Consider the following 25,105-nt stretch of genomic DNA (forward strand, 5'->3'; position numbering starts at 1 on the left):
CGACGGTGTCCGAAACTACGACGCCAGTCAAACGCAACAACTTCCTATTATAAAGGCGGTGCGGCTCGGATGAACGAACTACTAATCGCATTCTCAGCGCTCGCCTTCGTCCTCTGCGTAATTACCACGTGGAGAGCGGCAGGTGAAACAGAATGAATAAGCAGGCGCAAGTCGTCGATTTAAACGCCATAAAACGCAACAAACGACGCAAGGTAATCGAAGCAATGTACGTAGCTTTTTACGGAAATAGCTGGGCGAAGTAGTCCAGCGCCCGTCGGAGAAAAAAACCTCCGGCGCTCTTCGGAGAACGTGAAGACAGTCGTTAAGTAAAGTTGTCGCTAAAACGCAGCGCAGATACGTAAGCCGCCGTTTTAGTTTCGATTGTAGATATTCGCGTTTTGCGACGGGCGTAAACGGTCGTAGTCTTTGGCGCAACCACACGCGCCACTTGTGCCGACAAGGGACTACGTTCGGACCCGTTACAACGCTCGCCGAGCGGATTGACTGGCAATGGGCTAACGCGAGCTGTTAGGCGGTCATTCTGCGTCGGCTACATCGTCAAACTGTTCGCTATTATTTCCCCGCGACCGAGAAAAGCAGGGCTGTAACGGTGAACTACTGCGCAGAGTTTGGTGGTGTAGCGGGCGCGGGAACAATCCGGCGTTCGAATATTACGCAAAAGGGGACGATTGAATGAGTATTCGCGACATTTTAAAACAGCGTGAGCAACAGCGCGATCAAGCATCGAAAGGGGATTCGGAATTTCCTGACGGCGTGACACGTTACGTCCGCATGGGAAAGCACGGCGAAGTTAATGCCGACGGGCGCACGTTTGTCATTCTCGCGCAGCCGGACGATTGGTACGTTTATTTCGTTCACGAAGACAAAGTGTTCGACGGCAAAACGCATCACAAGTTCCGAAAGCATACGTGCTTACACTCGCCAAAAGCGGCTGACGATGACATTCTCGCATATTTCAAGCCGGGCAAGGCGGAGTGCATTTCGTGCAAAGCGGGCGCCAAGCGAAAAATGTTCTTCATGATTCCGGTGTACGATCCGCAATACAAGACGTTTCGCGTTATCGATGTCGCCGAGTTCCATGCGAACAACTTAATCGCCGACTACGATAAAGCCGAAAAGCCAGCGAAAAAGTTCAACAAGGACTATTCGCTCGTTGGCGACGCGGTGTTCATCAAGCAGTCCGATAAGACTTACGCGTTGGAATCAGCGGAACTGGACGATGCGATAATCGAAGAAGCGAAAACGTTCCTCGGGTTTGACTTCGGCTTTGCTGACCTTGCAAACTTCCGCGAAGAAGCCGACATTATCGAAATTTTACAAGCTGCGGACGAAGGTTCTGTCGATAAGTCCGTACTAGGCGCGCAAGCTGGCGCAGACCAAACGCAACAAGGCGAACAAAACTACGACTTCTAAGTGGAAAGGGGACGGTAATTATCGCACATGAAACGATAACCAAAGGTCGCCATTCCGAATTACTCGCCCAAACAGCGTTACTTGCTAACGGTTGGTCGGTCGCGGAGCCTATCGCTCCCGAGCCGTTCGACCTCGTGGCAAGGGCGCCAGGCACATCGGAGTGGCAACGTATTCAGATTAAAAGCGCACGGGTTCGCGATGACCGCAATGGAGAAGTCGTTTGTTATGCGAGAAAGAACAGCGGAAAGCCTTACGACAAGGGCGATTGCGACTTGTTTATCGCTGTGCTTAACGGCGAAGTATTTATGTTCGACAACCGAGAAATCTCGGAGTATTGGGTCGGTGCTGACTCGATAGATACGAAGTGGACGCGTTTATCGACGGGCATCGAATCACTAAAATTGATCGAAAGCGGGGCGGATAATTAATGGCGAAATTGAGCGGAGTAAAAACGTTGGACATGACAAACGGCGAAGTCACGAAGGTTGAGTATAACGGAGAGGTTTACGCGAAAGTGGGCGGTAAGGCGCAAGTTGGCGATTTGGTTCTAGTTAACGACGCAGGTGATTTAGGGGATTACGACAAAGGTGATTATTTTGAAACGGTTGATGACGGAAGGTTCCGCGCAAACAACAATGGGTGGCGTAATGCTAATGATGCGGTGTTCTCGTATAGATACACAATACTTCGCAAGCAATCCGTGCAATCTGACGGCTTCAAACTTGTGACCGACCGCGAGCCGAAAGCGGGCGACTTCGTAAAGTATACGGAATCTCCGTACAGCTTTATTAAAGTCGGAAAGTACTATGAGATTACCGAAATCGACGGCGGTGACCCGTGCCATTACGACGAGGATGGCGACTCGGTGTTTCCGAGTTATGTCGAAAAATACGAGTTCTACGAAAAGGTCGCGAAGCCTGAAACATTAACGCACAACGGCGCAACCTATACGCTAGTTGACCGCAAAGCACAGCCGGGCGATGTCGTGGTGTTTACTGAAAGCCACAGAGATTACGCGCAAAATGGTAAGCCGTATTTAGTTGACGACCGCAATGAAATCACTGACGAAGAAGGCGACAGGATATCAGTTTATAACGACGGTTTATCGTATAACCGCACGCCAGCCAACGTTAAGGTTTATGAACCGCAGGTCGCGCCGGTTGCGGTGGAGAAGCCGTTATGTGTCGGAGATTATGCGAAGGTTGTTCGTAACGTTTTGGAGTACGAAGAAGGCAACGTAGTCAAAATTATCGGAGATAAAGCGAGTGGTGACGTTAATTCATTCGACTTTAAAGTAGAGTTCGTAAATGTTACCGGAAGAAGTAAATACATTGATCAAACCCACGGATATATCGACAGCAAAGAAATAGTCCGCGCAACCGACGAAGAAGTGGCGAAAGCCAAAGCGGAACTCAACCGTCCAAAAGTCGGTGACTATGTGCGATTGCTTGACGGAAATGGAGTTGCTAGAAAAGGCGACATAGCAAAAATTGTCCGCGATGATGGAAGCGGAGTTCCTTTCGAAATTGAATACCTTAACGGAAAATATGCCGGCTGGAAGATTGCGGATGAAGTCGAAAAGATTTCCGCAGAAGAAGTAGAGCAACATCGCGCCGAACAAGCCGAACTTGCACGCTGGGCCGCAATCGGACGCAAGCCTAACAAGTACAAGAAGGGCGACATTGCAAAACTTATCACAACGGACGGTTCGATTTACTTTGGCGAAATTTCAAGCACGGAGGGGTCGACGGTCAAGTTCAAGCATCTTCACGTTATAAGGTATGGAACAACTACGGAACGCACGAAGAACCTAACGCTAATTACGCCGGTTGAACAACGTTTCGACTTAACGGAGCAATCCGAGTGACCTGCGCAAACTGTACCGGCGACCTTTCGCCCAACAAATCGCACCTTTACGACGACCATGCGGAGCTTACGTTTTGCGACACGCAATGCTGGCGAGAGTGGGCGGTTGGTGCGGGCGAAGAGATGGTGCTGGCGTTTTACGCGAAATTAAATTTAATCGAATAATCGGAGGGATAGCGAATGGCTCAATTAAATTTACTCGGCGCACAACGCGTCAAGGCTTTAACGGAAATTCTCGCGGAAAAGGAAAAGCTTGCAATCGCAAGTATGGCGTTGCCGTCAGTGAAGGAGATAAAAGCGTTGGTTGACGATGAGTTTGGCATCGACGGTAAACGAGCCGAAATCGATAAGCTTGTCGCGAAAGCAAACGAATTGGCGGGAGATTTAAACGACGTTACTGGCGCAAGGGTGAGCGTATCTCTTCGTGAAAACAGTAATTACGGTGACCCAACGGCATATGATACGCGCGTAAAGGAACTAAGGAAGGACCTAATTGACGACAAGATCGCGGCAGTCAAGGCGGAGTTCAAGCGTAAGGAACAATCGTTATGGCTGTGCGAAACACTAGAAGAAGCGAAGGCAATCGTCGGCATAGAGTAACGCGAAAGGGGCGATTGATTTGACGCTGAACATTCAGTTGAATTTGCGTAGTAACGGCGACAGCCAAACCGAAACGACCGAGCGCGTGAAAGCGGCTGGCAACCGCAAGAAGGCAGCGACGGAAACGATCGAGGAAGCTTGGGAGCGAATACTTGCGATGAAGAACAACGACGCAGACCAAGCGAGGTTACGCGAAGTAAAAGCGGCAATTCAGGCGGGGACGATAGGCAGGTCCCCCGCCGATGCTGCCAAGCGATTTAGTAAGGCGGAGGCGCTACGAATGCACAAGGAACTTGCGGAACGGCAACGCGAGGAAACTTTGCGCAAGATGGTCGAGGACACGCCGGACAATTACGAACTCATATTAACGCGAGAACAGTTGATCGATTTATCGGCGCATCTAATGGCGGAAGATATAGTCGCAGTTGATACGGAGACAACGGGCGTTGACGTTTACACCGACGTAATTGTCGGAATGTCGTTCAGCCTTCCAAACGCAGACAGGCACGTTTATATTCCGGTCGACCATACGGATGAAACACCACAATTATCGTTAGAGTACGTTCTGCATACGTTGCAACCATTTTTGCAACACGAATCAATCGGCAAGGTTTTGCATAACGCGATATTCGATATTGCGATGTTCCGGCGCCACGGTTTCGACCTAAAGGGCGTCGTATGGGACACGATGACGGCGATGCACTTGCTTAATGAAAACGAAAATGATCGAGCGTTGGGCGGAGTTGGTTCGTTCAAGTTGAAAGACCTTGCGCCGAAATATCTCGGAGTGGCTTCCGATACTTTCGACACATTGTTCGGCAAGAATGCACAGTTTCGCGAAGTACCGTTGGACTTGGCGCTAGTTTACGCTGCGAAAGATACGCATTTGACGTGGAAGCTTTACGAATTTCAACGCGAACATATGGCGAAAATGCCTACGGTACTCGAATACTATCAAACGGTCGAGGTTCCGTTGTTGTACGTAATTGTCGACTTGGAGGCAAACGGATATATCCTCGACTTAGATTTCGCGAAAGATTATGGCGAGCAACTACGAAAACGGGCGGAGGAATTAAGCGCCGAGTTAATCGCTACTTTAACGCCTTTTCACGACGGCGAAGAACCGTTGAATCTTAACTCTGTTCAGCAAATGAAGCCGGCGATTTCGAAAGCGATCGGCAAGGAACTTCCGAACATGGACGCCAAAAAGACGCTAAAGCCGTTGAAAGGCGATCATGACGTTATCGCGAAATTACTAGAGTACAAGAAGATAACGAAGCTGTCCGGCACGTATATCGACACGCTGCCGTTAAAGCAAAATCCGACAACTAAGCGCTGGCACTCGCGATTTAATCCGATGGGAACCGTGACAGGACGTTTCAGTTCTGGCAAGGAAGAGTCCAACGACAGTCAGTTCAACGTGCAAAACCAGCCACCGGAAGCCCGTCCGATGTTCGTTGCGCCTCCCGGCAAAGTACTCGTCGGTGCTGACTTCAAGGCGCAAGAAATCCGTTGCGTGGCGTACCTTTCGGGCGAACCGGTTTTGATTAACGCTTTTCTCGAAGAGCGCGATCCTTACGCAATGATGGCGTCGAACTTCTACAAGCGACCGTATGAGGACGTATATAAGAACGCGGACGGCTCTGATACGAAGGAACGTAAGCAAATGAAAGTCGTTTGGCTTGCGACACTCTACGGAATGAGCAAGTATTCGCTTGCGGAAATGCTAGGCGTTGACGTCAAAGCAGCCGTGCAGTTCCAGTCGGACTTGTTCGAGTCCATGCCGAAGTTGAACGCGTGGATAGAAGGCAACAAGAAATTCGTCGAGCAACACGGCTTCGTATGGACGGACAAGCAAGCGCGTAAACGACGATTGCCTGACGCCAAACTACGTTTGAAAGGTTGGGGCGACCCGAACTTCGGCAAGAAAAACCGTGCGCTAAGGCAAGCAACGAATGCTCGCGTGCAAGGTAGCTCGTCGATACAATCGAAAGTCACGATGTTGCGAGCGCATGAGTATTGCGCAAATAAGCCAGGCTGGTCGCTTTGGAGTACGGTGCATGACGAGTTAATTTTCGAGGTGCCGGAAGACTTTACGCGAGCCGAGGCGGAAGATATTCGCGATATTATGCTTAACTCATACGCTTGGGGTGACGTGGTAACCAACGGAACGGACATTGAGGTCATGAAACGTTGGGGTAACGGAGTACCTATTGACGAATGGTTTAAATCGAAGGAGGCGACTGAATGACGAAAGAGTTACTAGGTTCGTTAGAGTTGAACCGAATATATCAGCGAGATTGCTTGAGTGACGGAGGTATGGCATTAATACCGGACAAGTCAATCGATATGATACTGTGCGACTTGCCATACGGGACAACTGCTTGTAAGTGGGATACAGTTATTCCATTCGAACCGTTATGGGAGCAATACGAACGAATCATTAAGGACACCGGGGCGATTGTATTGACGGCGAGCCAGCCGTTTTCTTCCGCGCTTGTTATGAGTAACCCGAAGATGTTTAAATACGAATGGATATGGGATAAAAAAATACCTTCTGGCATGTCTTATGCTAGATTCCAACCAATGCGACAACACGAAGTAGTACTTGTATTCGGTAAGGGACGGGTTAACTATAATCCTCAAATGATTAAGCGGGATAAACCTATAAAAAGTGGAGGTCAAAACAGACTTAACTCGGAATCAACGACTTTGGACAAGTATAAAAAGGACGGATTTAAAAAAACTTACGAATATAAAAATCCTACTACATTATTACAGTTCGATAAAGTACGTCGCGGAAGTGTTCACCCAACGCAAAAGCCAGTCGCCCTTTTCGAATACCTACTCCGCACATATACGAACGAAGGCGACATCGTCCTCGACAACTGTATGGGCTCCGGCACAACGGCGGTAGCTTGCGTTCGTACAAATCGTAGATTCATAGGTTTCGAGACTCAACCGGAGTACATCGAAATTGCAAATAAACGTTTAGATAACGAGGAGGAATCGGAATGAACAACGTTAACAACGACCAACAATCGGCATTATTTCGCGCACTACAAGCGGGCAAGCTCCGCGAGCTAGTCTCTTTACGAGGCGGAACGGGCGATAATCGCCGTGAATTATCAGTAAAGGAACGCCAATCACGCAAAGCTAAGAGCAAGGAAGCGAAGGCGAGTCGTCAATTTAATCGTAGGAAAGGGGCGTAAGCCATGACGCTAATCATCCGTAAATTATCGAAGCAAGGTTGCCGACCATGCGCAGCCATCGCAAACTACTTGGCGGAAATCGCACCGCAAATCGCCGAGGAAGGCGCAACAGTTACGGAACACGACGTCATGATCGAGCGTGCCTTGCTCGAAAAGTACGAAATTCAGTCTGTGCCAGTTCTCGTATTCGAGCGCAACGGCGTCGAGATCGCTAGGCTGAACGGCTTAGTCGGACCTGACGAAATACTTGACACGTTGCAGTACGCAAAGGAGGCGCGCTAATGAAGGAATTCACGGTTGGACTGCTTTATCTTATACTCGCGTTTATTGCATCGGTTGCCATTATCGCAATCATCTACGCATTATACGGCGCGATACTCTACTTCGGACTGTTATTGCAAGGCATACAAATCACGTTTATACAGGCGTTCGTGCTGGCGCTTCTAATTAGCGTAGTAGGCATGTTGTTTCGCGGCGGGAATAGCGGAAGCACACGCAAGCAAACGAAAGGGGACGAGTGAATGACAATCGCATATGTAACGTTTATGAAACACGCGCAAAAGGTAACGAAAACTGCTTCGGCAAGTCGACCGGTTTTAAAGGGCGTACATCATGCGCCCGACGGTTCGTTGGTTGTTACGGATTCACATCGGCTATATCTCGCGAAAGGGTTGCACACGAACGAAACTAGCGTAATTACTGACCCGAAAACAGGCGCCGCGATCGACGGCAATTATCCGGACGTGTCGCGATTGATTCCGGACGCAAGCGACGCTAAATATATCGTGCGAATCATGGTTGACGAGGCGGTTAACGCATTTGCAGCGTTGTTAAAAGTAAATCACGCACACAGCAAAAAGACGGACATCATGACGACGGTAACGCCGGCTGGCACGGACGACTTAGCGTTTACCGTTAGCAATAGCCTATTAAACGCGACGTATAAGCCGGTTTGCGTTGTTGATGGAACTGGCGATGCGATGACGTTCAATACGCAGTATTTCGCCGAAGCACTAGCGATGTTCAAGGATGCGGGCGTAACCGAAGTCACGATGCGTTATCACGGCTCGGTTCGACCGTTCACGCTGTCAGCAGGGCGGGATGATGAACTACTCGCGTTACTATTACCGATTAGAAGGGCGGCTGATTAATTGACGAATATAAACATTGAACAAATCGCGCAAGAATTTACGCAACAACTCGATCGGTGGTATTCAATGCCGGAGCAATACGATAACGAACTCGACCGGCAAATCCATCAATGGTATGCAAACCCGCCGACGGTGTGGCCGAAGCGTCCGTATTTCTCGCCGTCAAACTCGAAAGCCTGTCCGCGTGAACTGTACGTAAAAGCCAAGCGCGCGAAAAAGGACACGTTCCCGAAACCGCCGTATCAAGGACGCTGGCAAGAAATCGGAACAGCGATCGGCGACGTTATTCAGCGTGCAGTCCTCGCAATGGAACGTAATTTGTCCGGCTGTCCTTTCCGATTTGAGCGAAACGCAGATGGCACGCCCGTTTTGGAAGATTTCGCAAAGAAGAACCACGAAATTACACACAAAGGAAAACGTTTCTACCTTTACGGAACATGCGACGGCATCATGCAGTACATCAACGCTGATGGCGAAATCATTCGCGTAGGCCTCGAAATTAAATCGAAGCAGTCGACGCCAGCTAAAACGTCCTTGTACTCGTTTAAGGAAGCCGAGGAAGGACATCGAAAGCAGTGCGTAGCCTATTCGATTATGTACAACGTCGATTATTACATTATCCTCTACGTTAACGCAGCGAAAAAGGCGTGGGTCATGAGCGACGCGGACTACGAAGCTACTCCGGACATACGAGCGTTTGGCTTCAAGATTACGGACGCCGACCGTGAGGAATTGCTCGATAGTTTCGCAGAAATCACACGTTGCATTAACGAAAACACGCCACCGGCAATCGACTTGTCGCGATGGACGTTCAATAATTTTAAAACAGCCTGCGCCCAATCGTTAAGCGACGAGGAATTCGAAATACTCAAAGCGCAGGTTCGACGGGCGCAACGGTCAGGCTTGCCACAGTGGCGCAAGGAGCAATATTACGATGCGTTCGAGTTTATCCGCGAGGTGCGCGAAAAGGAGGCGGGATGATGGAAATTAAACGAGATTTATTCGTAGTTGCCAACGTCGATAAAGATGGTAACGTCGTAAGCTATCCGCAAGGTGGCGGAAGTAGTACATTGCCGTCTATCCGAGCGTTTGGTAACCCGAAAAGCGCAAAACGAAGTAGTGCGAGATTAGGCGGAAAAGTATTGCGAATTACTGGATTTGAGGTGGTCGAGTGAGAATCCTAGCGTTCGACACATCGATGACAGCGCCAGGTATCGCACTACTTGAAGCGAAAAAAGGTCGCGCCAAAGTCATCGACGTCAGCCACGTTAAAACAACGACTGACCAAACGCACGGCCTTCGCGCTGAAATAGTCGAAGCGTGGGCGGTCAGCTTCATTCATAAGCACGGCGCAAAGTTTGACGTAATTGTGCGCGAGGATTTCGTAGCCCGCACGAGCAAGCAAGGGCATCCGGTTTATAGCGCATGGGGTGCGTGCGATCGGGCGCTGAACAAATTCGGCTTAAACTTTACTACGCCTGCCATTTCGCAGTCAGCCGTCAAGAAGGCGGTTGTCGGCTTGGGCAAGGCGGAAAAGCACGAAGTCGAAGCGGCCGTGCGTAAATGGACGGGTTATACGGGAGAATTTGCGAAGGACGACGAGTCGGATGCCTGTGCAATCGCACTAGCGTATCTGATTCGCGAAGGACTAATTAAGGGGGCGGAATAATTATGAAAAAATCACGTAGAGAACGTAGAGCAATCGCACGCAAAAATAAAACGACATTCGTGCCGCAATATAACGGAAAATCACCGCAATCATACAAGGAATATTACGGAGTCGGTTACGAGCGATTTAACAATACGTTCGTAACGATCGCGAAATGAGCCGTGCTAGCACCATCGCGCAAACCAACCGAAAGCTGCTCTACGTTCTTGAACGCGAACTTGCCGAACTGGACTACGACATTGAGCGCATAACGGCTCGGAAAACAACGCTACAAGTGCGGCGGGCGGAGGTTGTCGCTGGCATTGACGGACTGCGAAAGGTAATAAACACGAAGGAGCGGATTGAATGACGGAATTATTAACGGATAGTTTTAAAGAGCCACTGCTGCGCGACTCTTTTGTTGCGCAATACCCCGACTTCCCAACACACATGAACGCGTTAGGTAAATTCGTATATTACCGAACGTACTCGCGCTTCTTACCGAATAAAGGACGTCGCGAAACGTGGAAGGAAACGTGTAGACGCGCAACAGAATATAACGTTGGCTTGGCGGTCAAGCACCTCGAAAAGATTGGCTACGCGGTCGATTACGATAAACATCGCGCCGAAGCGGAGGAGTTTTTCGATAGCATGTTCAACCTTCGCCAGTTCCTATCGGGCCGTACGTTGTGGGTTGGCGGTAGTGAAAACGGAGTTGCCGACAAATACCCACTCGCGAATTTTAACTGCTCGTTCTTGAATATCCGCAGTTGGAGCGACCTTGGCGATTTGTTTTACTTGCTACTCGTCGGCACAGGCGTCGGCTTCAAGTGTACGAAGGCTTTCGCGGAAGAACTTGCGCCGATTCGGACTAACTTTACGTTGCATAACGAATCTTACGACCCTGTTGCGAAATCAGAGCGTTTAGAACATACAGAACTTCGCGAAATCAACGAAACTACCATCGAAATTGTGGTCGGCGATTCAAAGGAAGGTTGGGTCGAATCCTTGCGATATTTCTTCGACATTCTGACGGACATTGGTAACGAGGATTATGCGCACATCATTATTAACTACGATTCAGTACGTCCGAATGGTGAGCGCTTGAACACTTTCGGCGGCACAGCGTCAGGTCCCGAACCGTTAATGGAAATGTTCGCGGGAATCGATCGGGTGTTAAAGAACGAAATTGACCCGTCGCTTGCTCCATTAGACCCAGCTTGGGAAACCGAAAGATACGCTGATTATACTGATACGAAATGGAAAACAGTACGTCCGATTCATATCCTCGACATCGGCAATTTGATCGGCAACAACGTAGTGGTCGGGGGCGTACGAAGAACGGCGGAAATATTCCTTTGTGACGCAAATGACTACGAATCTATTTTCGCGAAATACGGAATTAATGGCGTTTGGAAGGAGGCTCAGCATCGCAAAATCATCGAGCAAGTCAAAGCGCTAGGCTTAACGGAAGTGGCGACAATGCTCGAAGGGCTTGCGCTCAATGACCCGAATGCTCGTCCGTTGCATCATCGCAGAATGTCGAATAACTCCGTGGCGTTTACGGAAAAGCCAACTAGCGAACTATTAAACTTGCTATTCGAAATGATGCAGTCGGAAGGAGAGCCAGGCTTTATAAATTTAGAGCAGGCACGAAAAAGACGACCTAATGCGGAGGGGCTGAACCCATGTTCGGAGATTCTGCTCGATAGTTATGGCGTATGTAACTTAACGACGGTCAACCTTGTGCAATTCGTAAAAGAAATTAACGGCGAATACTTCTTGCAGGTCAGCGAACTCCTCGAAGCGCAACGGCATTCTGCTCGAGCGGGATTACGTATGACTCTCGCGGAACTAGAGATACCGCACTGGAATGACGTACAGCAACGCGATAGATTGCTAGGAACATCGCTAACTGGCGTTAAGGACGCATTCGCCATGATCGATTACACGGAGCAGGAAGAAGCCCAGTTACTCGAATTGCTCGGAAGTGTAGCACGAGAAGAAGCGGATAACTATGCGAAGGAACTCCGAGTCAGCAGTCCGTTGCTTGTCACGACAGTCAAGCCGGAAGGCACGATTTCGCAAGTAGCTGGCGGAGTATCGAGCGGTCTTCATTGGTCGCATTCACCGTACTATATTCGCCGAATCCGAATCAACGCTGCCGACCCGTTAGCGAAAGCGGTACAAGACATCGGATGGCCGGTTCATGCGGAAGTTGGAACGCCAGGCGAAACGGAAACTGAACGTCTAGCAAACGCAAGAACGCTAGTTATCGACTTTCCTATTGCTAGTGGAGCAACTAAGACGAAGGACGACGTTTACGCGGCGGAACAATTCGATACGTACTTCCGATTCCAGCGAAATTATACCGAACATAATTCGAGTAACACGATCCACGTCCGACCGAATGAGTGGGCCGAAGTAGAGTCGATAGTTTACGAGAATTGGGACGATTTCGTAGGCGTGTCTTTCCTTGCATATGACGGCGGTTCGTATCAACTTGCGCCATACGAAGCAATTACCAAAGAGCAATACGAGGAACTATCCGCGAAAATGGCGGAGTTCAAGCCGGAAATATTGCAACGATTTGAAACAGGCACCGACAGCGACCTTGACGGAATGGACGGTTGCGAAGGCGGAGTTTGTCCGATCAGATAACGTAGACAGGGCGTGCCAACACGGGCGCCCGCAAATTAAACGGAGGTGTGGCGTGTGGAAATATTAAATACGATACCAGGCAGCGTTGATGCGTTCGGAACATTTGTCGGTGTGATAACGGGGCTTTTAGCGATTGTGTTGCTTTGCGCAGCTATTGCGGCATTTTACGATAGTGAATTCGGAATAGGTCTGTTGGCGTTATTGGTCGTAACGGCTACTGGATTGTTCAGTTACGTGGCTATCAGCGAGTCCATTGTAAAATCACCGACTCAATACGAAGTGAGAATCACGGACTACAACGTCATTTACGAAAAAGGCTACGAAATTATTGAAAAACGAGGCGACATTCACGTCATTCAAAAGAGCGAGGCGAAATAATATGGCGTTTTTCGGAATCTCCGCAAAGAACGACGATCAGAAGCGAGCCATGCAAGCGATAATTAACGATAAGCCATTCACGTTCTTAACCGGTCCGGCGGGCAGTGGTAAAACGCTAGTTGCACAGGCGGTCGGCTTGGAACGCACGACTGAATCGCGAACCTACCGCAAAATGATTTACACTCGCCTGCAAACGCAAGTTGGCATGGACGTTGGCGCGTTGCCTGGCGACCTTAATGAAAAGACTTATCCGTTCATCGCGCCGTTTATGGACAATCTCGAAGTCATGAGCGCCAAGTCCGGCGAAATCAAGCGCTACCTGACCGAAGGCGACGAGGATAAGCGCAAGGTATTCTTCGACTCGATTCAGACCATTCGCGGACGCTCGCTGAATTACACGTACGTTATGTTCGACGAGATTCAAAATGTCGACATTCATACGATTGCTGCGCTCGCCACACGTCCGGGGCTTAACGCGAAATTCGTATTCCTCGGTAACTTTTCGCAAATAGATACGCCGAAGCTACGCAGCACGAAAACGAACGGGCTATATCGCTTATTGAACGGACTTTACGAAAAGGACGCGCACAAATATTTCGATCATATTAATTTGACGGAGACGCAGCGCCATCCAGTCGTAGAGGTTGTCGAGGACATCTTGCGAAATCATGAAATGCCGCCGGAGTTTGCAGAATTGGAAGCGAGGGGGAATGAACGATGATTAAAACGGAAGCTGAATGGCGGTGGGCTAACGAACAAGACGAACGAAAAGAACTCGTAAGAAAAGCGAGCAAGCGTTGTAATGAACGGTATGGGGAGGCGTTGGGAAGAATGGCGAATACACTCAAAGTAAAAATTAAACGGCTACATGCTGACGCAGTAATTCCGCAATATGCCCGTGAAGGCGACGCAGGCTTCGATTTAGTCGCGGTCGAGGACGTAATTATCGAGCCTGGCGAAACAGCGCTAGTCAAGACAGGCCTCGCGTTTGAACTTCCGCATGGCTACGAAATGCAAGTGCGACCACGGTCAGGTGTTACGCTAAAAACGAAGCTTCGAGTGCAACTCGGTACGGTTGATGCGGGGTATCGCGGTGAGGTTGGCGTGATTGTCGATAACACCGCAGTTAAGGGGAGCTCGTTTTCTAACGACTACGTAATTAGATACGAACACCTTGACGGGACAAACAGCAAAGTACCGAAACATACGCGAGAAGATAAGTTTCACGGCGAGTATATCGAATACGACAAGGTGCCAAGAATGACGTACCTAATACGCAAAGGTGACCGAATCGCACAAGCCGTAATCAAGCCGGTCGAGCAAGCGACGTTTATCGAAGTGGACACGTTGAGCGAAACGGACAGGGGCGAAGGTGGCTTCGGAAGTAGTGGCGTAAAGCATCCGGAATACTTCGCGGTGCCAGTCGGAAAGGAGCGGATTTAATGGCGGAAACTAAAATGAACGTAAAATTACTGGCATACACGCAATTAAGCGAGGAATTTTTAGATGAGTTATGTGCAATACAAGCGCGCGAAAATTGCGGATTTGTTTCAGACGGTCAAGCGGTCGCTCTGTCCGCAATTCGCACGTGTTATTCTCCGAACAAGCCTAGCGAAATCGTCGCGCTTGAAGGCGCCAAGTATTTCGGCAGTCGCGCCAGCGACGGCGAACAAGGCACGGAAGCCGACCGCCTGTTCCGCATGATTGTTCGGTCAGGCCACACGTCGACCCTCGAGCATCTTTCGTTCACTTTCGCAATAGAAGGCGTTAGCCGTGCGTTACTGGCGCAAGTCACGTGCCATCGTGTCGGATTTTCATTCAGCGTTCAGTCGCAACGTTACGTCCGGTTCGGCTCGGGCGATCGGTCGGGCGGATTTGACTTCGTTAGACCGGAATCAATTGATGATGACAAGAACGTCAAAATCAGCGCAGATGGCGAAAAGGGTAAATGGATAACGCCAATTGGCATCTTTTACGAAGCGATGGACAAGGCGCAAGAATCGTATGATTTATTGCGAAAAGCTGGCGTACCCGCCGAAGATGCCCGTGCTGTCCTTCCGCAAGCAGCCGCAACTAATCTCGTAATGACAGCGAATTTGCGTAGTTTGCTAGAGTTCTACGCGAAACGCAAGGAGGGCAAGGGCGCGCAAGCTGAAATCGCACAACTAGCGGAGAAATTAAAGAACGCAGTTATCGCGGTTGAGCCGTGGACGTCGCAATTCTTCGCAGAATAACGTCGAAAGGGTGATTCTATCGGTATTCTCACGAACGCAATCATAACGATGCACTTATTAACCGGCACGCCATCGGCAGTCTACGCAGAACTTACGCCTGAAACGCAAAAATGGCGTCAGCGTGCGGAGTGGCTGGACGGCGAGTTATCGGAGCAACGCGAAATTAAACAACGCCTACGCGACGAAATTGAGCGCTTAAACGCGACGGCATGGCAACCGTTCGAAATTACGGCATACACGGCGGACTGCGCCGAAGGTTGCACGGGCGTCACAGCGACAGGCATTGACGTACGCAACACGACACATTACGAAGGCAAACGCGTGATAGCCGCCGACCCGAGCGTTTTGCCGATGTGGTCAACGGTGGAGTTGCGCTTTGCCGACGGACGGGTCGAACGAGCCATCGCGATTGACAAAGGCGGCGCAATTAAGGGGCGTAAGCTCGACTATTTAATTGGCAGTCACGGCGAAGCAATACGGTTCGGTCGGCAGCAGGTAGACGTAAAAATTATCGAAAGAGGGGCGAAGTAGATGAAGGCACAACCGAAGGTCCACGTAATTAAAGACGAAAGTTTGGGCGGGATTGAACGTGAGTATGTCGGAGAGTACGAAGAATTAAAGATGGTTGGTGAAAGACATTTGCGTAAGGTGTTCGGACTGGCACCGACTGAAATCGTACACATTGACGGTGCAAGGTATCGGATGGTCGAGCGTAAAGCGGAAGTAGGCGAAAGAGTTATCGCGATAGAAGAAGATGGTTACGAGATCGGCGACTTATTGACTGTAAAAAAAGCTGATAGATGGGGTGATGGCGATGGTATTAGCATTTCCGAACATACTCATGCGATGTATCATTCTGAATATCGCGTACTTGAGCCGGTAGTTGACGAACTAATTGGCGTCGACACAACGCAAGCCAGCCCGCAAGTCCTCGACCTACTCGCAAACTTAGCCCGCCGAGTCACGTCGCTTGAGCAACAGCTAAAAGACACGCAAGCCAACGTCGAGCGACAGGCGGAAGATCTCGCTTCAACTGGAAAGTGCGTGGATGACGGCGTAAAGCGGCTAGATGCGCTAGAGTCAGACTCGCAAGAGCAGGCGGAATTAATCGAAATGTGTATCGACGACATTGTGACGTTGGACGAGCGTACAAACGAATCTTCCGCAATTCACGCGTTGCAAACTACGATTCAAGTATTATGCGAAACTATTGCGAAGGAGGTACGCTAATGAACCACACGCTAGAAGTTTCGCGCAAAGTAACCGTCACCAAAATCGCCCTGACCGGCAAGCTACGTTCGGGCAAAGACACCGTCGCGCACCATCTGTTTATACGCAACAGCTTCCACAATGTCGCGTTTGGCGACGCGCTCAAGCGAGTTGCACACGATACTTTTCCGTGGGTGAGCGAGTTCTCGAAGCCTCGCGCGCTGTATCAGCAAGTCGGTCAGTTAATGCGTGAAATTGAGCCGGACGTTTGGATTCGCCATGTCGAACGGAAAGTCGATGCGATTATTAACGTCAACAAGGACATGTGCGATCACGTCGGCGTAGTGATTACCGATTTACGGCAGCCGAACGAGTACGAATGGGCGCGCGCCAACGGATTCACAATCATTCGCGTCACAGCGCCGGAAGCTGACCGGCTGGCACGAGCACAACGAGCGGGCGACGACTTTACCGCGGAGGACTTAGCGCACAATACCGAGCAGCATGTCGATGGGTTCGCGGTCGATTTCGAGGTCAGCAACGACGGGACGGTTGAGGACTTAAAGGCGAAAGTCGATGCGATCATGGACGAGATTAACGCGAAAGGGGTGGTAAATTGATTAAACACTTTAGTTTCTTTACTGGTATCGGCGCGTTTGAGAAAGCGATGACTAACGTTAAACTTCCGTATGAGGTCGTAGGTTATTCCGATTATGAAGATTTCAAGTCGAGAGCGTTTTCATTAATACACGGCGTAGATGAGTCGTTAAATTACGGAGACATTACGAAGATCGACGCGAAAACTTTACCTGACTTTGACTTGATGACGTGGGGATTCCCGTGTACCGACATAAGTATTGCGAAAGAAGATCGAAAAGGACTCGAAGGTGAAGAGTCAGGCCTGTACTATGACGGTATAGAAATATTACGAACCAAACGGCCGAAATATTCGATAATTGAAAACGTCAGCGATCTCGTTAAACTAGGGCTGGATATTGTACTTCGCGATTTGGAGGACGCTGGTTATATCAATTATTGGCGGGTGTTGAATTGCGATGACTATGGAATACCGCAGGACCGTAAGAGGGTGTTCGTAGTATCTATTCGCAAGGACGTCGATAGCGGAACTTTTAAGTTTCCCGAACATACTCCTTCTACGATAGCATGGTACGAATTTATTGACCCGTTAGACACGCGGCCACTTACCCCGAGACAAACGCGAGTCATTGACGAGTGTAAGCGCGGTGTATTGCAGCGGAAAATTGAAGGTGAAGTAAACTTCGACTGTGCGGTGGTTTGGGATAGAACTAGCGGATTGAGATTTCGAAGTAAACGTACATTTCCAACGATAACAGCGAGGTTCGGAACGGGAGGCGGCAACTTCCCGATGTTAGCGTACAAAGGGCATATTGGCGGAATTTCACCGCGAAGTTGTTTTAAACTCATGGGATTCACCGATGAAGATTTCGACAAAGTTGACGGAAAGTTCGCGCAAGGAAAGTTATACGTCATGGCAGGCGATAGCATCCCAGTTAACGTTCTCGAAGGGATTTTCGAGAATTTAAAAGAGCAGTTCGCGGTAAAATAGGCAATTACCGCACAAGCTCGAAAGCATTCCAAAACACAGCGCCTTCATCGACGCGGCCTACATGTTCAAATCTTGCAGGCAAGTCGTCGGCACTCAACGCAAGCTTATCCGCAACCATCTTGCCGGCTTTCACGCCGAGGTAGCCGCGTTTGTCAGGGCGCACAGTCGTAGCGTTCGGCACTTTCGCAAGGTCCTGTTTTACGAGGCCCACTCGCTTGTTCTCTACGTCAACACTGACGACAACGGGCGTAAATTGCGTCATAGCTAGTTCGCGGAGTGCCGTCGCCGACACGCGCAATCGGTAAAACTTATCAATCGTAAGGGCTGCGTCGCCACGAGACGACAATTTCAACGGTTCAAAAGCCACAGGTAACACGTCCAATCACGTTATAGTTAACGATAGTATAGCTTTTTGATTGGCGCTAGTCAAACGCAAAAAGGCGAGTTTCGTCAAAAACGAACTCGCGCGTATAGTCCGGCAAACAGTGGCCAGCCGTCAGTTGATTCAGTCAAACATTCGGCAAGCGTTAGCGCAACATAATGCTCGGCGCCATCAACTGCGTTTAGTACTTCGATTGATTTTGCGTCAGTTAGCGTCAAATAGCGCACGCCCGACTGCAATAATACTACGCCATCATCGACAATCAGTGTGCCGACCGTGTAGCCGTCAAGGCGGTCGATAAGGTCGTTATAGCGTCCCACGGCGCAGCACCTCCGAAAGTTGCCGAGTGTACTTGTTAAAACTTTCGAGTATAAACTCGGGGCTGTAGTCGCGGTCATGCAGAAGGGCGACGTGGTCTGCGTACAGCACTTTCGCGCAATTAATCGCATCGTACTCGCTTTGCCCGCGCTCGATAGCGGCATCGTAAACTTGCTTAAATGGATTCATTAAAGCACCTCCGAAATATTGTAATTATTCACAGTTTAACGCGAATACAGACGCAAGTCAAACGAAAATTAAACGAAAGAGGGCGATGAATTGAACAGAACGAAGCAAATCAACGAGTTACTTGATATAAACGATAGTTATCAGGCGCCGACGAGATTAATGGAGATTTTATACGACAGAGAACGTAGAGAATCGCTTTTTAAGAAGTTTCTCGAGTTGTTCGACTACGACGTTACTTATGACTGGTTTCACGAATACTTCCAGGAGGAACATGCAGACCGAAAGGTAAAGAAGCAGGACTTTACACCTCGTAGTGTCAATGAGTTAATTACGCAATTAGTCGGGGCAGACGATTATGACGGTAGTCACTACGAGCCTTGCGCCGGAACTGGCGGAATGACTATTACCGCATGGAACCGCGACCGTTATAAGCACTCGCCGTTTGATTACCGTCCTTCATGGTACGTCTACACTTGCGAGGAACTCAGCGACCGTGCGATACCGTTTTTACTGTTTAATATGTTAATCCGAGGCATGAACGCAGTTATTATCCACTGCGACGTACTGACCCGCAAATCATACGGAGCGTTTTTCGTTCAGAACGACACGGACAATCACCTCGGATTCTCGTCACTAAACGTAATGCCATATTCGGACGAAGTAGCGCAGCATTTATCGGTTGAATGGGTCGAGGAACGCTATACGCCGTTAGTCGAGTCGCCTGAAGTAATGCCGGAACATATTACGAATCCCGTGCCACGCGGAGAAGTTAGCGATTTTACGAAGTTATTTTACGCACTGTGCGGAGTGGAGGCGGACTAATGGGCGCAGTTAAAACGGACGTAAACGCAAAAGAACGCACGCTCGAATCGAAGTACCTCGCGTTAGACAATCCGGCGGGTGTGCGCATGTTGCTAGGCGATTATCACGCGCTGACCGAACGTCAATATGCCGGCGATTATGACGCGGTTGTGATACTTGTCGACCTGGCAACGGCGATCGAACGGGCGGGGCTAACAGGCCGTCAGGCCGAGGCCCTGGACTGCGTATTTATCGAGGATTTAACACAAGTAGAAACGGCTAACCGATTAGGGTGCAGTAAACAAACGGTTAACCGGTTAACCTCGGTTGCTATTGCGAAAATTGCGCGTGTTTATGAAAAGTGGGCGAGATATGGCGAAGGATATTCACTAGGCGGAGACAATTACGGGGAGGAAATCGTATGACATCAAACGAACTTAACGCAAGAATAGACGAACTATGGGCGAAAACAAAGGCGGGCGAGTTACCGCGCGAAGAAAGGTTCGCCGCAATCGAGCGACTTACTGACGAGTATATCACCGCAACAGGTAAACGACCGGAGCCAGCTCAACTCGACCGGTTGGCGACGCTCTGTTTATACGAGGAAGTGACGGACCCGAACGAACACAAAATGCTCCACGAGCCGGAGCCGGTACTTAGCGACCGTCAATATGACCGAAGGAAAAAGCGTGAATGGTGGCGAGAAGAAATCGAAGTAGGCGCGGCACACGTCACCGGAAAGCGTGCGACGATGTTTAAAGACGAAAACGACACGCTGCAATGCGCGAAAACGACGTACTATTTACGTTAATTTATCTTACTTTCGATTACTTTCGCGGTATATAAAGTGGGAAAGGGCACTTTAGAATCACGCTCGTCAGCGTAAAGTTGGCGGGCTTTTTGGCGTTTCGCTGCCGATATAAACGCGAGATTTAAAAGAATAGAACCGGCGACGCCTAGACAAAGCGGGGCGGACCAGCGTCGGTCAATATATTATTGGAGGCGATTAAATGGCGGAGAAAAACAACTCGCGCGAATTATCAATCAAATTGGACGTAGACGTATCCGAAGCACTCACGGGCTTAAAAGCTGTCCAACGCGAGGCAAAGAAAGCGACGCAAGCATTACGGGAGTTGGAGGCGGCGCAGCAAAAGTTTAATCAACCGATTACTGTAGCGCCTTTGACAGTTGACAGTCCTTTCGTAGCTCCGTTAACAGTCACGGACGTGCCGAATCACGTTAAAGGCTACGGAGAATCCAAGACTTATGTGAGTACGGATAATAAGACGCGATCTTGGTTTGGCGGTGACTGCCGATGAATAATACGGGTGGAACAACGAATGAGCATCACTACTTTAGCGGTGTTTTTTCTTATGTCGACGAGAACGGCGAGCAACGCGTTTCAGCACCCGCGAATACTCATCGAGTAGTGAGTCATGCGCAATCGGAAGCATACAAAGCCGAGTTAGAGCGCGAAGAGTGGCAGAAAGGTCGACAGCCGAGTTTTACCGCGTCTAACATGCTGAATCTACATGAGGTCTACGAAGTCCTTACGACGGCACAATGCGGTTACTTAATGTTACTGCAATGCTACGTAGATTTCGACGGCGGAACGCTCGTTAATACGAACAAGACACCGATGACCAAACGCGACATGATGGACGTATTGCAGCTCGCAAAGAAGCCGAGTACATTCTACGATTTCCTTGACGCTTGTATAACGAATAGTATTATCGTGGAAACAAGCGGCACGTTTGCGGTCAATCCACGATATCACTTCCGCGGGGCATTCAACGATCAGTACATCGTCAAGTCGTATACAGCGAAAATCAAACGCGTGTATCGCGAAGTAAAGGCGGCAGACATCGGCTTGATTTACCGAATGCTGCCTTTCATTCACTACGAGACAAACGCGTTGTGTGCGAACCCATTCGAAGCTAATCCGGCGTTAATCAAGTGGTTTACGCGTAAGGCATTGGCGGAAGCAACTGGCGTTAGTCCTGGCGAAATCTCGCGTAGGCTGCCGAAAATGACGTTCGACGGCGAGTACGTGATTGCGCAAGTGACGGTCGGAGGCAAGCGAATGTATATGTTCAATCCGTGGGTATTTTACCGGAAGAATAGCGCGCCTGACACGACACTACAGGCGGTATTTAACGTGAAGCCGAAGGGCGGTCGTTAAGATGCCGAGAAAGCCTATCGAGATTACAGTCGTCAATGAAATCGAAGGTAAACCGTGCGGACGTTGCAAGGACTGGCGTCCACTCGCTGAGTTCAACAAGGACCGGACGCGACTTACCGGATTATCTATACGTTGTAAGTTGTGTGAATCGGAGGTTCGTAGGGAGTATAGAAGAGATAACCGCAAAAAGGAACTCGAGAGACATCGACGTTATTACCATCGTCACAAGAATGTGTGCGCTCATTCGGAATAATCGGCAATAATTGTGCGCTTATTCGGACAAGTAAAAACGGGGTTGGCGCTTAGAGCCACGTGAGGTACAGCGCTTTTGAGTGCGTAATTATATCTTAGTCTTTGTCAAAGACGAGAACATCGCGCCTGCGTTCGTTCCTCACTTGGCGCTGCCCTTTATTATTTAAATACATTATCGCGAAAAGTAATTAATAGTAGCAGACGGTCGAGCGTTAGCGAGGCCGGCCTGCAACGGTTTTAATCTTTTATCTAAACGGAAAGGAGTGCGTTAATATATGGCGTTAAAGAAGTTAGACGAACGGCACTATCGCGTTATTGAACTACTACTAGAAGGCGTAAAGACTAATCGTCAGATAGCCGAAGAAGTTGGCGTTCATTATAATACGATAACCAACTGGCAGAAGGACGAGTTATTTCAGCGAGAGTTCAAGCGGACACTACAGACGCACACACAGCCGAAGCTTCGACTGCTTATCGACTCAATGATCGCTAATGCTATTACGGAAGGTAACGCCGCTATGGCGAAGCTCGTACTGCAGATGAACGATATGTTAACGGACAAGGTCGAAGTTAAGCAGACGGGAGACAGCGACAATGTTAATCGCGAGGAGTTACGCGCTAGGCTTGAAAGCCTGCGGTCACAAACGGACAAGTAGACGGCTATATTAATAAGAAAGAATGCGGAATAGACGGTGAAATGACGGTGTGAATCGCTGTGAAGTTACGGTGGCTTTCGCCAATTACATCGGCTGCGAGGTCCTGACGAAAGACCTCTCGGAAATTTTCAGTCGCATGCATAAGCGCTGCATAAACCCGCATGTAGTTTCGCAAACCCTATGCAATAACCGAGGGAAATAACCGCAGGCCCAGCGCTAGTAACCGCGTCAGATCAACGATGTATAAAATCGTGCATAATCGCAGAAAACAGGCGGTAGGCAAACGTTGATGTAGCGCGGTTCACAGCCGAGGGTAACTTCCGATAGTTACTATTATGTAAACTAGGAATGTATACGATATACATGCGTATTCATGTCGAAATATGTTCGAATTAATAAATATTCAGGTAGGGGCGGCATACCCCCTCCCCTATCCGTTTTTTAGGAAATAAGCGCATCTTAAATTCGCGCAACAAAAATAACGTTTGGCTTTAGTTGACTAAAGCGATAGCCTACCGAATGCCTAACGGTGGGCTTTTCGTAATGTAAAGGAGGTCGACGCACTATCGCATGGGTAAACGGTAAGTGGCTGGACCGTAAGTCACGCCAGCAATTAATCGATGAACTAACGGAAGCGGTCGACTTGATGGGCGCAACTCTAGCGTCGCTCGACGACGACGAACTAGCGGAACTTGACGGCTACATGACGGAACTGGAACGCCTTCAACGCGTACATCGTGCGGAAGTCGACCTCATGTACTTCGCGTGGGAGTATTTTAGCGACGTTGCCAACGAAGGAAATAACGGTAACTGGGACGGATTCGACCTCGCAACGCCTGAAGATGCTGCGGACTTCCATAAGAACATTTGCGGCATTATCGACGACGTATCAAACGTTAGAAAGAACGGTAAGGTCGCAGTAGCGGCGCCAAGATCGCATGGAAAGAGTACGTATCTGTCGCGTGCAACTCCACTTCGCGAAGTTATTTTTCGCAAGCGCAAATACATCATGGTTCTTTCGGAGACGCCGACGGTTGCTACGGCTAACATTGATTGGATTGGCGGGCAACTCAAAACTAACGCAAAACTACGCGCAGACTTCGGGCCTTTACTGAATCCGAAAGGGAACGACAAGGATAACTCGACGGAATTTATCGCATACGAGGAAACCAATGGAATCAAACGCGACTTAACTCTCGTGCAAGTAGCGTCGACAGGCGGTGCGATCCGTGGACGTAACTGGAACGGTGTGCGACCGGATTTAATTATCTGCGACGACCTTGAGGACGCAAGACCAGGCGGAAATGCTGCGACAAAAGAGCAACGCGAAAAGCTAAAGGAATGGTTCGCGAGTTCGGTACTACCGTTAGGCGACCCGAAAGGAAAGCGAACAGCCTTCATTTACATGGGGACCATCGTCCATAACGAGTCACTGTTGAACGACGTTATAAAAAATAACTCGGAGTTCGAATCGACGCTTTACTCGGCGATTATCGAGGAACCCGAACGTATGGACTTATGGGAACAATGCCGCGCAATCTTTAACGACGATCAACTCGAAAAGAAAGAGCGGCGGCAGAAAGCGATTGAGTTTTACGAAGCGAATCGCGACAAGATGGACCTGGGCGCCGAAGTTCTTTGGAAAGAAGCGCAGCCCATACTCCGGCTGTATTTATGGAAATGGACCTACGGCTCGAAGGCGTTCAATACCGAGTATCAAAACAAGCCACGCGACGAAGAAAATCAAATCTTCATTGTCGAGGATTTACGTAAGTATGACGAATCTGACCTACTTGACGCTAACGGTTACGAACTGCCTCTCGAATATTACGCTTACTGGGACTGGGCGCTAGGGAAATCGAATCGTTCCGACTATAACGCTATTGTAACTATCGCAAGAGATAGAAGGACGGGCGTTATTTATACAATCGATACTTGGGCGAAAAAATGTCCGTCCCACGAAGCGCTAAAGATGGCCGTAGAAATAATCAAGGATTACGGGCATAAAACTTTCGCAGTTGAGACGATTGGCGCGGGTCACGAGTTTTATCAGCAGTTGCGCGAATTACTGGCGAAGGAACGTATTTACGGAACGAAGGTTAAGCCAATCGCGCATCATAAAGCGAATAAAGAAGAACGTATCGAGTCGCTAGAGCCGTTGTGTGAAAGCGGCTTTTTGCGGTTCAAGCGTAGCCAACGCTTATTGTTCGATCAACTAGAGCAATTTCCTCACGGAACACATGACGACTTGCCCGACGCACTCGCCGGAGCGGTCGACCTAGCCGGAGGAACACGACGCAGGCGAACATTCTACACGAAGCCGAGCGGACTATAAACGAAAGGA

At 49.4% G+C, this 25,105-nt stretch carries 33 protein-coding genes; 30 read left to right on the plus strand and 3 right to left on the minus strand.

What is annotated here, in order from left to right; all coding sequences use genetic code 11:
* Positions 1 to 693: 693 nt before the first annotated feature.
* The 23 genes from C1726_RS00025 to dcm all read left to right on the plus strand — a co-directional run bounded on the left by C1726_RS00025 (position 694) and on the right by dcm (position 17,981).
* Positions 694 to 1,434 carry a single-stranded DNA-binding protein gene (locus C1726_RS00025; RefSeq protein WP_102271269.1) on the plus strand — a complete coding sequence of 247 codons (741 nt, stop codon included), beginning with the start codon at positions 694 to 696 and terminating at the stop codon, positions 1,432 to 1,434.
* A 35-nt stretch (positions 1,435 to 1,469) separates the two neighbouring features.
* On the plus strand, positions 1,470 to 1,862 hold the full coding sequence (locus C1726_RS26910) for a group I intron-associated PD-(D/E)XK endonuclease (protein ID WP_407642003.1): 393 nt from the start codon (positions 1,470 to 1,472) through the stop codon (positions 1,860 to 1,862).
* Entirely contained in the window at positions 1,862 to 3,301 is a 1,440-nt protein-coding gene (locus tag C1726_RS00035; protein ID WP_102271271.1) for a hypothetical protein, read from the plus strand. Before C1726_RS26910 ends, C1726_RS00035 begins: the two co-directional genes overlap by 1 nt.
* 179 nt (positions 3,302 to 3,480) lie before the next feature.
* Positions 3,481 to 3,900 carry a hypothetical protein gene (locus tag C1726_RS00040; protein ID WP_102271272.1) on the plus strand — a complete coding sequence of 140 codons (420 nt, stop codon included), beginning with the start codon at positions 3,481 to 3,483 and terminating at the stop codon, positions 3,898 to 3,900.
* Between the two features lie 19 nt (positions 3,901 to 3,919).
* Positions 3,920 to 6,151, plus strand: a complete 2,232-nt coding sequence (locus C1726_RS00045) for a DNA polymerase (protein WP_102271273.1) — start codon at positions 3,920 to 3,922, stop codon at positions 6,149 to 6,151.
* A complete protein-coding gene (locus C1726_RS00050) occupies positions 6,148 to 6,918 on the plus strand; it encodes a DNA-methyltransferase (RefSeq protein ID WP_102271274.1) in 771 nt (256 codons plus the stop codon). Before C1726_RS00045 ends, C1726_RS00050 begins: the two co-directional genes overlap by 4 nt.
* Positions 6,915 to 7,112, plus strand: coding sequence for a hypothetical protein (locus C1726_RS00055; protein WP_102271275.1), 198 nt, complete (start codon positions 6,915 to 6,917; stop codon positions 7,110 to 7,112). Before C1726_RS00050 ends, C1726_RS00055 begins: the two co-directional genes overlap by 4 nt.
* A 3-nt stretch (positions 7,113 to 7,115) precedes the next feature.
* Positions 7,116 to 7,394 (plus strand): thioredoxin family protein, encoded by a 279-nt coding sequence (locus C1726_RS00060; protein ID WP_102271276.1) that lies wholly within the window; start codon positions 7,116 to 7,118, stop codon positions 7,392 to 7,394.
* Positions 7,394 to 7,633: a hypothetical protein gene (locus C1726_RS00065; protein ID WP_102271277.1), complete on the plus strand. Its 240-nt coding sequence runs from the start codon at positions 7,394 to 7,396 to the stop codon at positions 7,631 to 7,633. Before C1726_RS00060 ends, C1726_RS00065 begins: the two co-directional genes overlap by 1 nt.
* Positions 7,634 to 8,263: a beta clamp domain-containing protein gene (locus C1726_RS00070; protein WP_102271278.1), complete on the plus strand. Its 630-nt coding sequence runs from the start codon at positions 7,634 to 7,636 to the stop codon at positions 8,261 to 8,263.
* Entirely contained in the window at positions 8,264 to 9,244 is a 981-nt protein-coding gene (locus C1726_RS00075; RefSeq protein ID WP_102271279.1) for a hypothetical protein, read from the plus strand. It abuts the gene before it with no gap.
* Positions 9,244 to 9,438 carry a hypothetical protein gene (locus C1726_RS00080; protein WP_102271280.1) on the plus strand — a complete coding sequence of 65 codons (195 nt, stop codon included), beginning with the start codon at positions 9,244 to 9,246 and terminating at the stop codon, positions 9,436 to 9,438. Before C1726_RS00075 ends, C1726_RS00080 begins: the two co-directional genes overlap by 1 nt.
* Positions 9,435 to 9,932 (plus strand): crossover junction endodeoxyribonuclease RuvC, encoded by a 498-nt coding sequence (locus tag C1726_RS00085; protein WP_235822676.1) that lies wholly within the window; start codon positions 9,435 to 9,437, stop codon positions 9,930 to 9,932. The genes C1726_RS00080 and C1726_RS00085 overlap by 4 nt, the downstream gene beginning before the upstream one ends.
* Before the next feature lie 2 nt (positions 9,933 to 9,934).
* Complete coding sequence (locus C1726_RS25995; RefSeq protein ID WP_180968050.1) at positions 9,935 to 10,090, plus strand: hypothetical protein; 156 nt, start codon at positions 9,935 to 9,937, stop codon at positions 10,088 to 10,090.
* Between the two features lie 187 nt (positions 10,091 to 10,277).
* Positions 10,278 to 12,572 (plus strand): ribonucleoside-triphosphate reductase, adenosylcobalamin-dependent, encoded by a 2,295-nt coding sequence (gene nrdJ / locus C1726_RS00090; RefSeq protein WP_180968051.1) that lies wholly within the window; start codon positions 10,278 to 10,280, stop codon positions 12,570 to 12,572.
* Positions 12,573 to 12,626: 54 nt separating this feature from the next.
* The gene (locus C1726_RS00095; protein WP_102271281.1) at positions 12,627 to 12,950 is read left to right on the plus strand and encodes a hypothetical protein; all 324 of its coding nucleotides are present in this window, start codon (positions 12,627 to 12,629) and stop codon (positions 12,948 to 12,950) included.
* Position 12,951: 1 nt separating this feature from the next.
* Positions 12,952 to 13,671: a PhoH family protein gene (locus C1726_RS00100; protein ID WP_102271282.1), complete on the plus strand. Its 720-nt coding sequence runs from the start codon at positions 12,952 to 12,954 to the stop codon at positions 13,669 to 13,671.
* A 110-nt stretch (positions 13,672 to 13,781) separates the two neighbouring features.
* On the plus strand, positions 13,782 to 14,393 hold the full coding sequence (locus C1726_RS00105) for a dUTP diphosphatase (RefSeq protein WP_102271329.1): 612 nt from the start codon (positions 13,782 to 13,784) through the stop codon (positions 14,391 to 14,393).
* Positions 14,393 to 15,184, plus strand: a complete 792-nt coding sequence (thyX, locus tag C1726_RS00110) for an FAD-dependent thymidylate synthase (RefSeq protein WP_235822677.1) — start codon at positions 14,393 to 14,395, stop codon at positions 15,182 to 15,184. The genes C1726_RS00105 and thyX overlap by 1 nt, the downstream gene beginning before the upstream one ends.
* A 48-nt stretch (positions 15,185 to 15,232) precedes the next feature.
* Positions 15,233 to 15,715, plus strand: coding sequence for a 3D domain-containing protein (locus C1726_RS00115; RefSeq protein ID WP_102271283.1), 483 nt, complete (start codon positions 15,233 to 15,235; stop codon positions 15,713 to 15,715).
* Positions 15,716 to 16,414 (plus strand): hypothetical protein, encoded by a 699-nt coding sequence (locus C1726_RS00120; protein ID WP_102271284.1) that lies wholly within the window; start codon positions 15,716 to 15,718, stop codon positions 16,412 to 16,414.
* A complete protein-coding gene (locus C1726_RS00125) occupies positions 16,414 to 17,013 on the plus strand; it encodes a deoxynucleotide monophosphate kinase family protein (protein ID WP_102271285.1) in 600 nt (199 codons plus the stop codon). The genes C1726_RS00120 and C1726_RS00125 overlap by 1 nt, the downstream gene beginning before the upstream one ends.
* A complete protein-coding gene (gene dcm / locus C1726_RS00130) occupies positions 17,010 to 17,981 on the plus strand; it encodes a DNA (cytosine-5-)-methyltransferase (RefSeq protein WP_102271286.1) in 972 nt (323 codons plus the stop codon). The genes C1726_RS00125 and dcm overlap by 4 nt, the downstream gene beginning before the upstream one ends.
* Before the next feature lie 4 nt (positions 17,982 to 17,985).
* Here dcm and C1726_RS00135 read toward each other — a convergent pair whose 3' ends face one another.
* The 3 genes from C1726_RS00135 to C1726_RS00145 all read right to left on the minus strand — a co-directional run bounded on the left by C1726_RS00135 (position 17,986) and on the right by C1726_RS00145 (position 18,870).
* The gene (locus C1726_RS00135) at positions 17,986 to 18,348 is read right to left on the minus strand and encodes a hypothetical protein (protein ID WP_102271287.1); all 363 of its coding nucleotides are present in this window, start codon (positions 18,346 to 18,348) and stop codon (positions 17,986 to 17,988) included.
* 83 nt (positions 18,349 to 18,431) lie between these two features.
* A complete protein-coding gene (locus C1726_RS00140) occupies positions 18,432 to 18,683 on the minus strand; it encodes a hypothetical protein (protein ID WP_102271288.1) in 252 nt (83 codons plus the stop codon).
* A complete protein-coding gene (locus C1726_RS00145) occupies positions 18,670 to 18,870 on the minus strand; it encodes a hypothetical protein (RefSeq protein ID WP_102271289.1) in 201 nt (66 codons plus the stop codon). The genes C1726_RS00140 and C1726_RS00145 overlap by 14 nt, the downstream gene beginning before the upstream one ends.
* Positions 18,871 to 18,960: 90 nt before the next feature.
* Between C1726_RS00145 and C1726_RS00150 the strand changes: the two genes are divergently transcribed.
* The 7 genes from C1726_RS00150 (at position 18,961) to terL (ending at position 25,096) form a co-directional block, all read left to right on the plus strand.
* Positions 18,961 to 19,692 carry an N-6 DNA methylase gene (locus tag C1726_RS00150; protein WP_102271290.1) on the plus strand — a complete coding sequence of 244 codons (732 nt, stop codon included), beginning with the start codon at positions 18,961 to 18,963 and terminating at the stop codon, positions 19,690 to 19,692.
* Positions 19,692 to 20,096, plus strand: a complete 405-nt coding sequence (locus C1726_RS00155) for a sigma factor-like helix-turn-helix DNA-binding protein (RefSeq protein ID WP_102271291.1) — start codon at positions 19,692 to 19,694, stop codon at positions 20,094 to 20,096. Before C1726_RS00150 ends, C1726_RS00155 begins: the two co-directional genes overlap by 1 nt.
* The gene (locus C1726_RS00160) at positions 20,093 to 20,482 is read left to right on the plus strand and encodes a hypothetical protein (protein WP_102271292.1); all 390 of its coding nucleotides are present in this window, start codon (positions 20,093 to 20,095) and stop codon (positions 20,480 to 20,482) included. Before C1726_RS00155 ends, C1726_RS00160 begins: the two co-directional genes overlap by 4 nt.
* A gap of 199 nt (positions 20,483 to 20,681) precedes the next feature.
* Complete coding sequence (locus C1726_RS00165; protein WP_102271293.1) at positions 20,682 to 20,990, plus strand: hypothetical protein; 309 nt, start codon at positions 20,682 to 20,684, stop codon at positions 20,988 to 20,990.
* Complete coding sequence (locus tag C1726_RS00170; RefSeq protein WP_102271294.1) at positions 20,987 to 21,853, plus strand: hypothetical protein; 867 nt, start codon at positions 20,987 to 20,989, stop codon at positions 21,851 to 21,853. Before C1726_RS00165 ends, C1726_RS00170 begins: the two co-directional genes overlap by 4 nt.
* A 527-nt stretch (positions 21,854 to 22,380) precedes the next feature.
* Positions 22,381 to 22,761 (plus strand): phBC6A51 family helix-turn-helix protein, encoded by a 381-nt coding sequence (locus tag C1726_RS00175; RefSeq protein ID WP_102271295.1) that lies wholly within the window; start codon positions 22,381 to 22,383, stop codon positions 22,759 to 22,761.
* A 646-nt stretch (positions 22,762 to 23,407) separates the two neighbouring features.
* A complete protein-coding gene (terL, locus tag C1726_RS00180; RefSeq protein WP_102271296.1) occupies positions 23,408 to 25,096 on the plus strand; it encodes a phage terminase large subunit in 1,689 nt (562 codons plus the stop codon).
* Positions 25,097 to 25,105: the final 9 nt, after the last annotated feature.

The sequence above is a fragment of the Cytobacillus massiliigabonensis genome, from assembly GCF_900199725.1.
Taxonomy (GTDB): Bacteria; Bacillota; Bacilli; order Bacillales; family Cytobacillaceae; genus Cytobacillus; species Cytobacillus massiliigabonensis.

Coding starts and splice junctions, on each gene's coding strand:
- C1726_RS00025 (WP_102271269.1), top strand. CDS start 694: ATGAGTATTCGCGACATTTTAAAACAGCGTGAGCAACAGCGCGATCAA.
- C1726_RS00035 (WP_102271271.1), top strand. CDS start 1,862: ATGGCGAAATTGAGCGGAGTAAAAACGTTGGACATGACAAACGGCGAA.
- C1726_RS00040 (WP_102271272.1), top strand. CDS start 3,481: ATGGCTCAATTAAATTTACTCGGCGCACAACGCGTCAAGGCTTTAACG.
- C1726_RS00050 (WP_102271274.1), top strand. CDS start 6,148: ATGACGAAAGAGTTACTAGGTTCGTTAGAGTTGAACCGAATATATCAG.
- C1726_RS00055 (WP_102271275.1), top strand. CDS start 6,915: ATGAACAACGTTAACAACGACCAACAATCGGCATTATTTCGCGCACTA.
- C1726_RS00060 (WP_102271276.1), top strand. CDS start 7,116: ATGACGCTAATCATCCGTAAATTATCGAAGCAAGGTTGCCGACCATGC.
- C1726_RS00065 (WP_102271277.1), top strand. CDS start 7,394: ATGAAGGAATTCACGGTTGGACTGCTTTATCTTATACTCGCGTTTATT.
- C1726_RS00070 (WP_102271278.1), top strand. CDS start 7,634: ATGACAATCGCATATGTAACGTTTATGAAACACGCGCAAAAGGTAACG.
- C1726_RS00080 (WP_102271280.1), top strand. CDS start 9,244: ATGGAAATTAAACGAGATTTATTCGTAGTTGCCAACGTCGATAAAGAT.
- C1726_RS25995 (WP_180968050.1), top strand. CDS start 9,935: ATGAAAAAATCACGTAGAGAACGTAGAGCAATCGCACGCAAAAATAAA.
- nrdJ (WP_180968051.1), top strand. CDS start 10,278: ATGACGGAATTATTAACGGATAGTTTTAAAGAGCCACTGCTGCGCGAC.
- C1726_RS00100 (WP_102271282.1), top strand. CDS start 12,952: ATGGCGTTTTTCGGAATCTCCGCAAAGAACGACGATCAGAAGCGAGCC.
- C1726_RS00105 (WP_102271329.1), top strand. CDS start 13,782: ATGGCGAATACACTCAAAGTAAAAATTAAACGGCTACATGCTGACGCA.
- thyX (WP_235822677.1), top strand. CDS start 14,393: ATGGCGGAAACTAAAATGAACGTAAAATTACTGGCATACACGCAATTA.
- C1726_RS00115 (WP_102271283.1), top strand. CDS start 15,233: ATGCACTTATTAACCGGCACGCCATCGGCAGTCTACGCAGAACTTACG.
- C1726_RS00120 (WP_102271284.1), top strand. CDS start 15,716: ATGAAGGCACAACCGAAGGTCCACGTAATTAAAGACGAAAGTTTGGGC.
- C1726_RS00125 (WP_102271285.1), top strand. CDS start 16,414: ATGAACCACACGCTAGAAGTTTCGCGCAAAGTAACCGTCACCAAAATC.
- C1726_RS00145 (WP_102271289.1), bottom strand. CDS start 18,870: ATGAATCCATTTAAGCAAGTTTACGATGCCGCTATCGAGCGCGGGCAA.
- C1726_RS00155 (WP_102271291.1), top strand. CDS start 19,692: ATGGGCGCAGTTAAAACGGACGTAAACGCAAAAGAACGCACGCTCGAA.
- C1726_RS00160 (WP_102271292.1), top strand. CDS start 20,093: ATGACATCAAACGAACTTAACGCAAGAATAGACGAACTATGGGCGAAA.
- C1726_RS00165 (WP_102271293.1), top strand. CDS start 20,682: ATGGCGGAGAAAAACAACTCGCGCGAATTATCAATCAAATTGGACGTA.
- C1726_RS00170 (WP_102271294.1), top strand. CDS start 20,987: ATGAATAATACGGGTGGAACAACGAATGAGCATCACTACTTTAGCGGT.
- C1726_RS00175 (WP_102271295.1), top strand. CDS start 22,381: ATGGCGTTAAAGAAGTTAGACGAACGGCACTATCGCGTTATTGAACTA.
- terL (WP_102271296.1), top strand. CDS start 23,408: ATGGGCGCAACTCTAGCGTCGCTCGACGACGACGAACTAGCGGAACTT.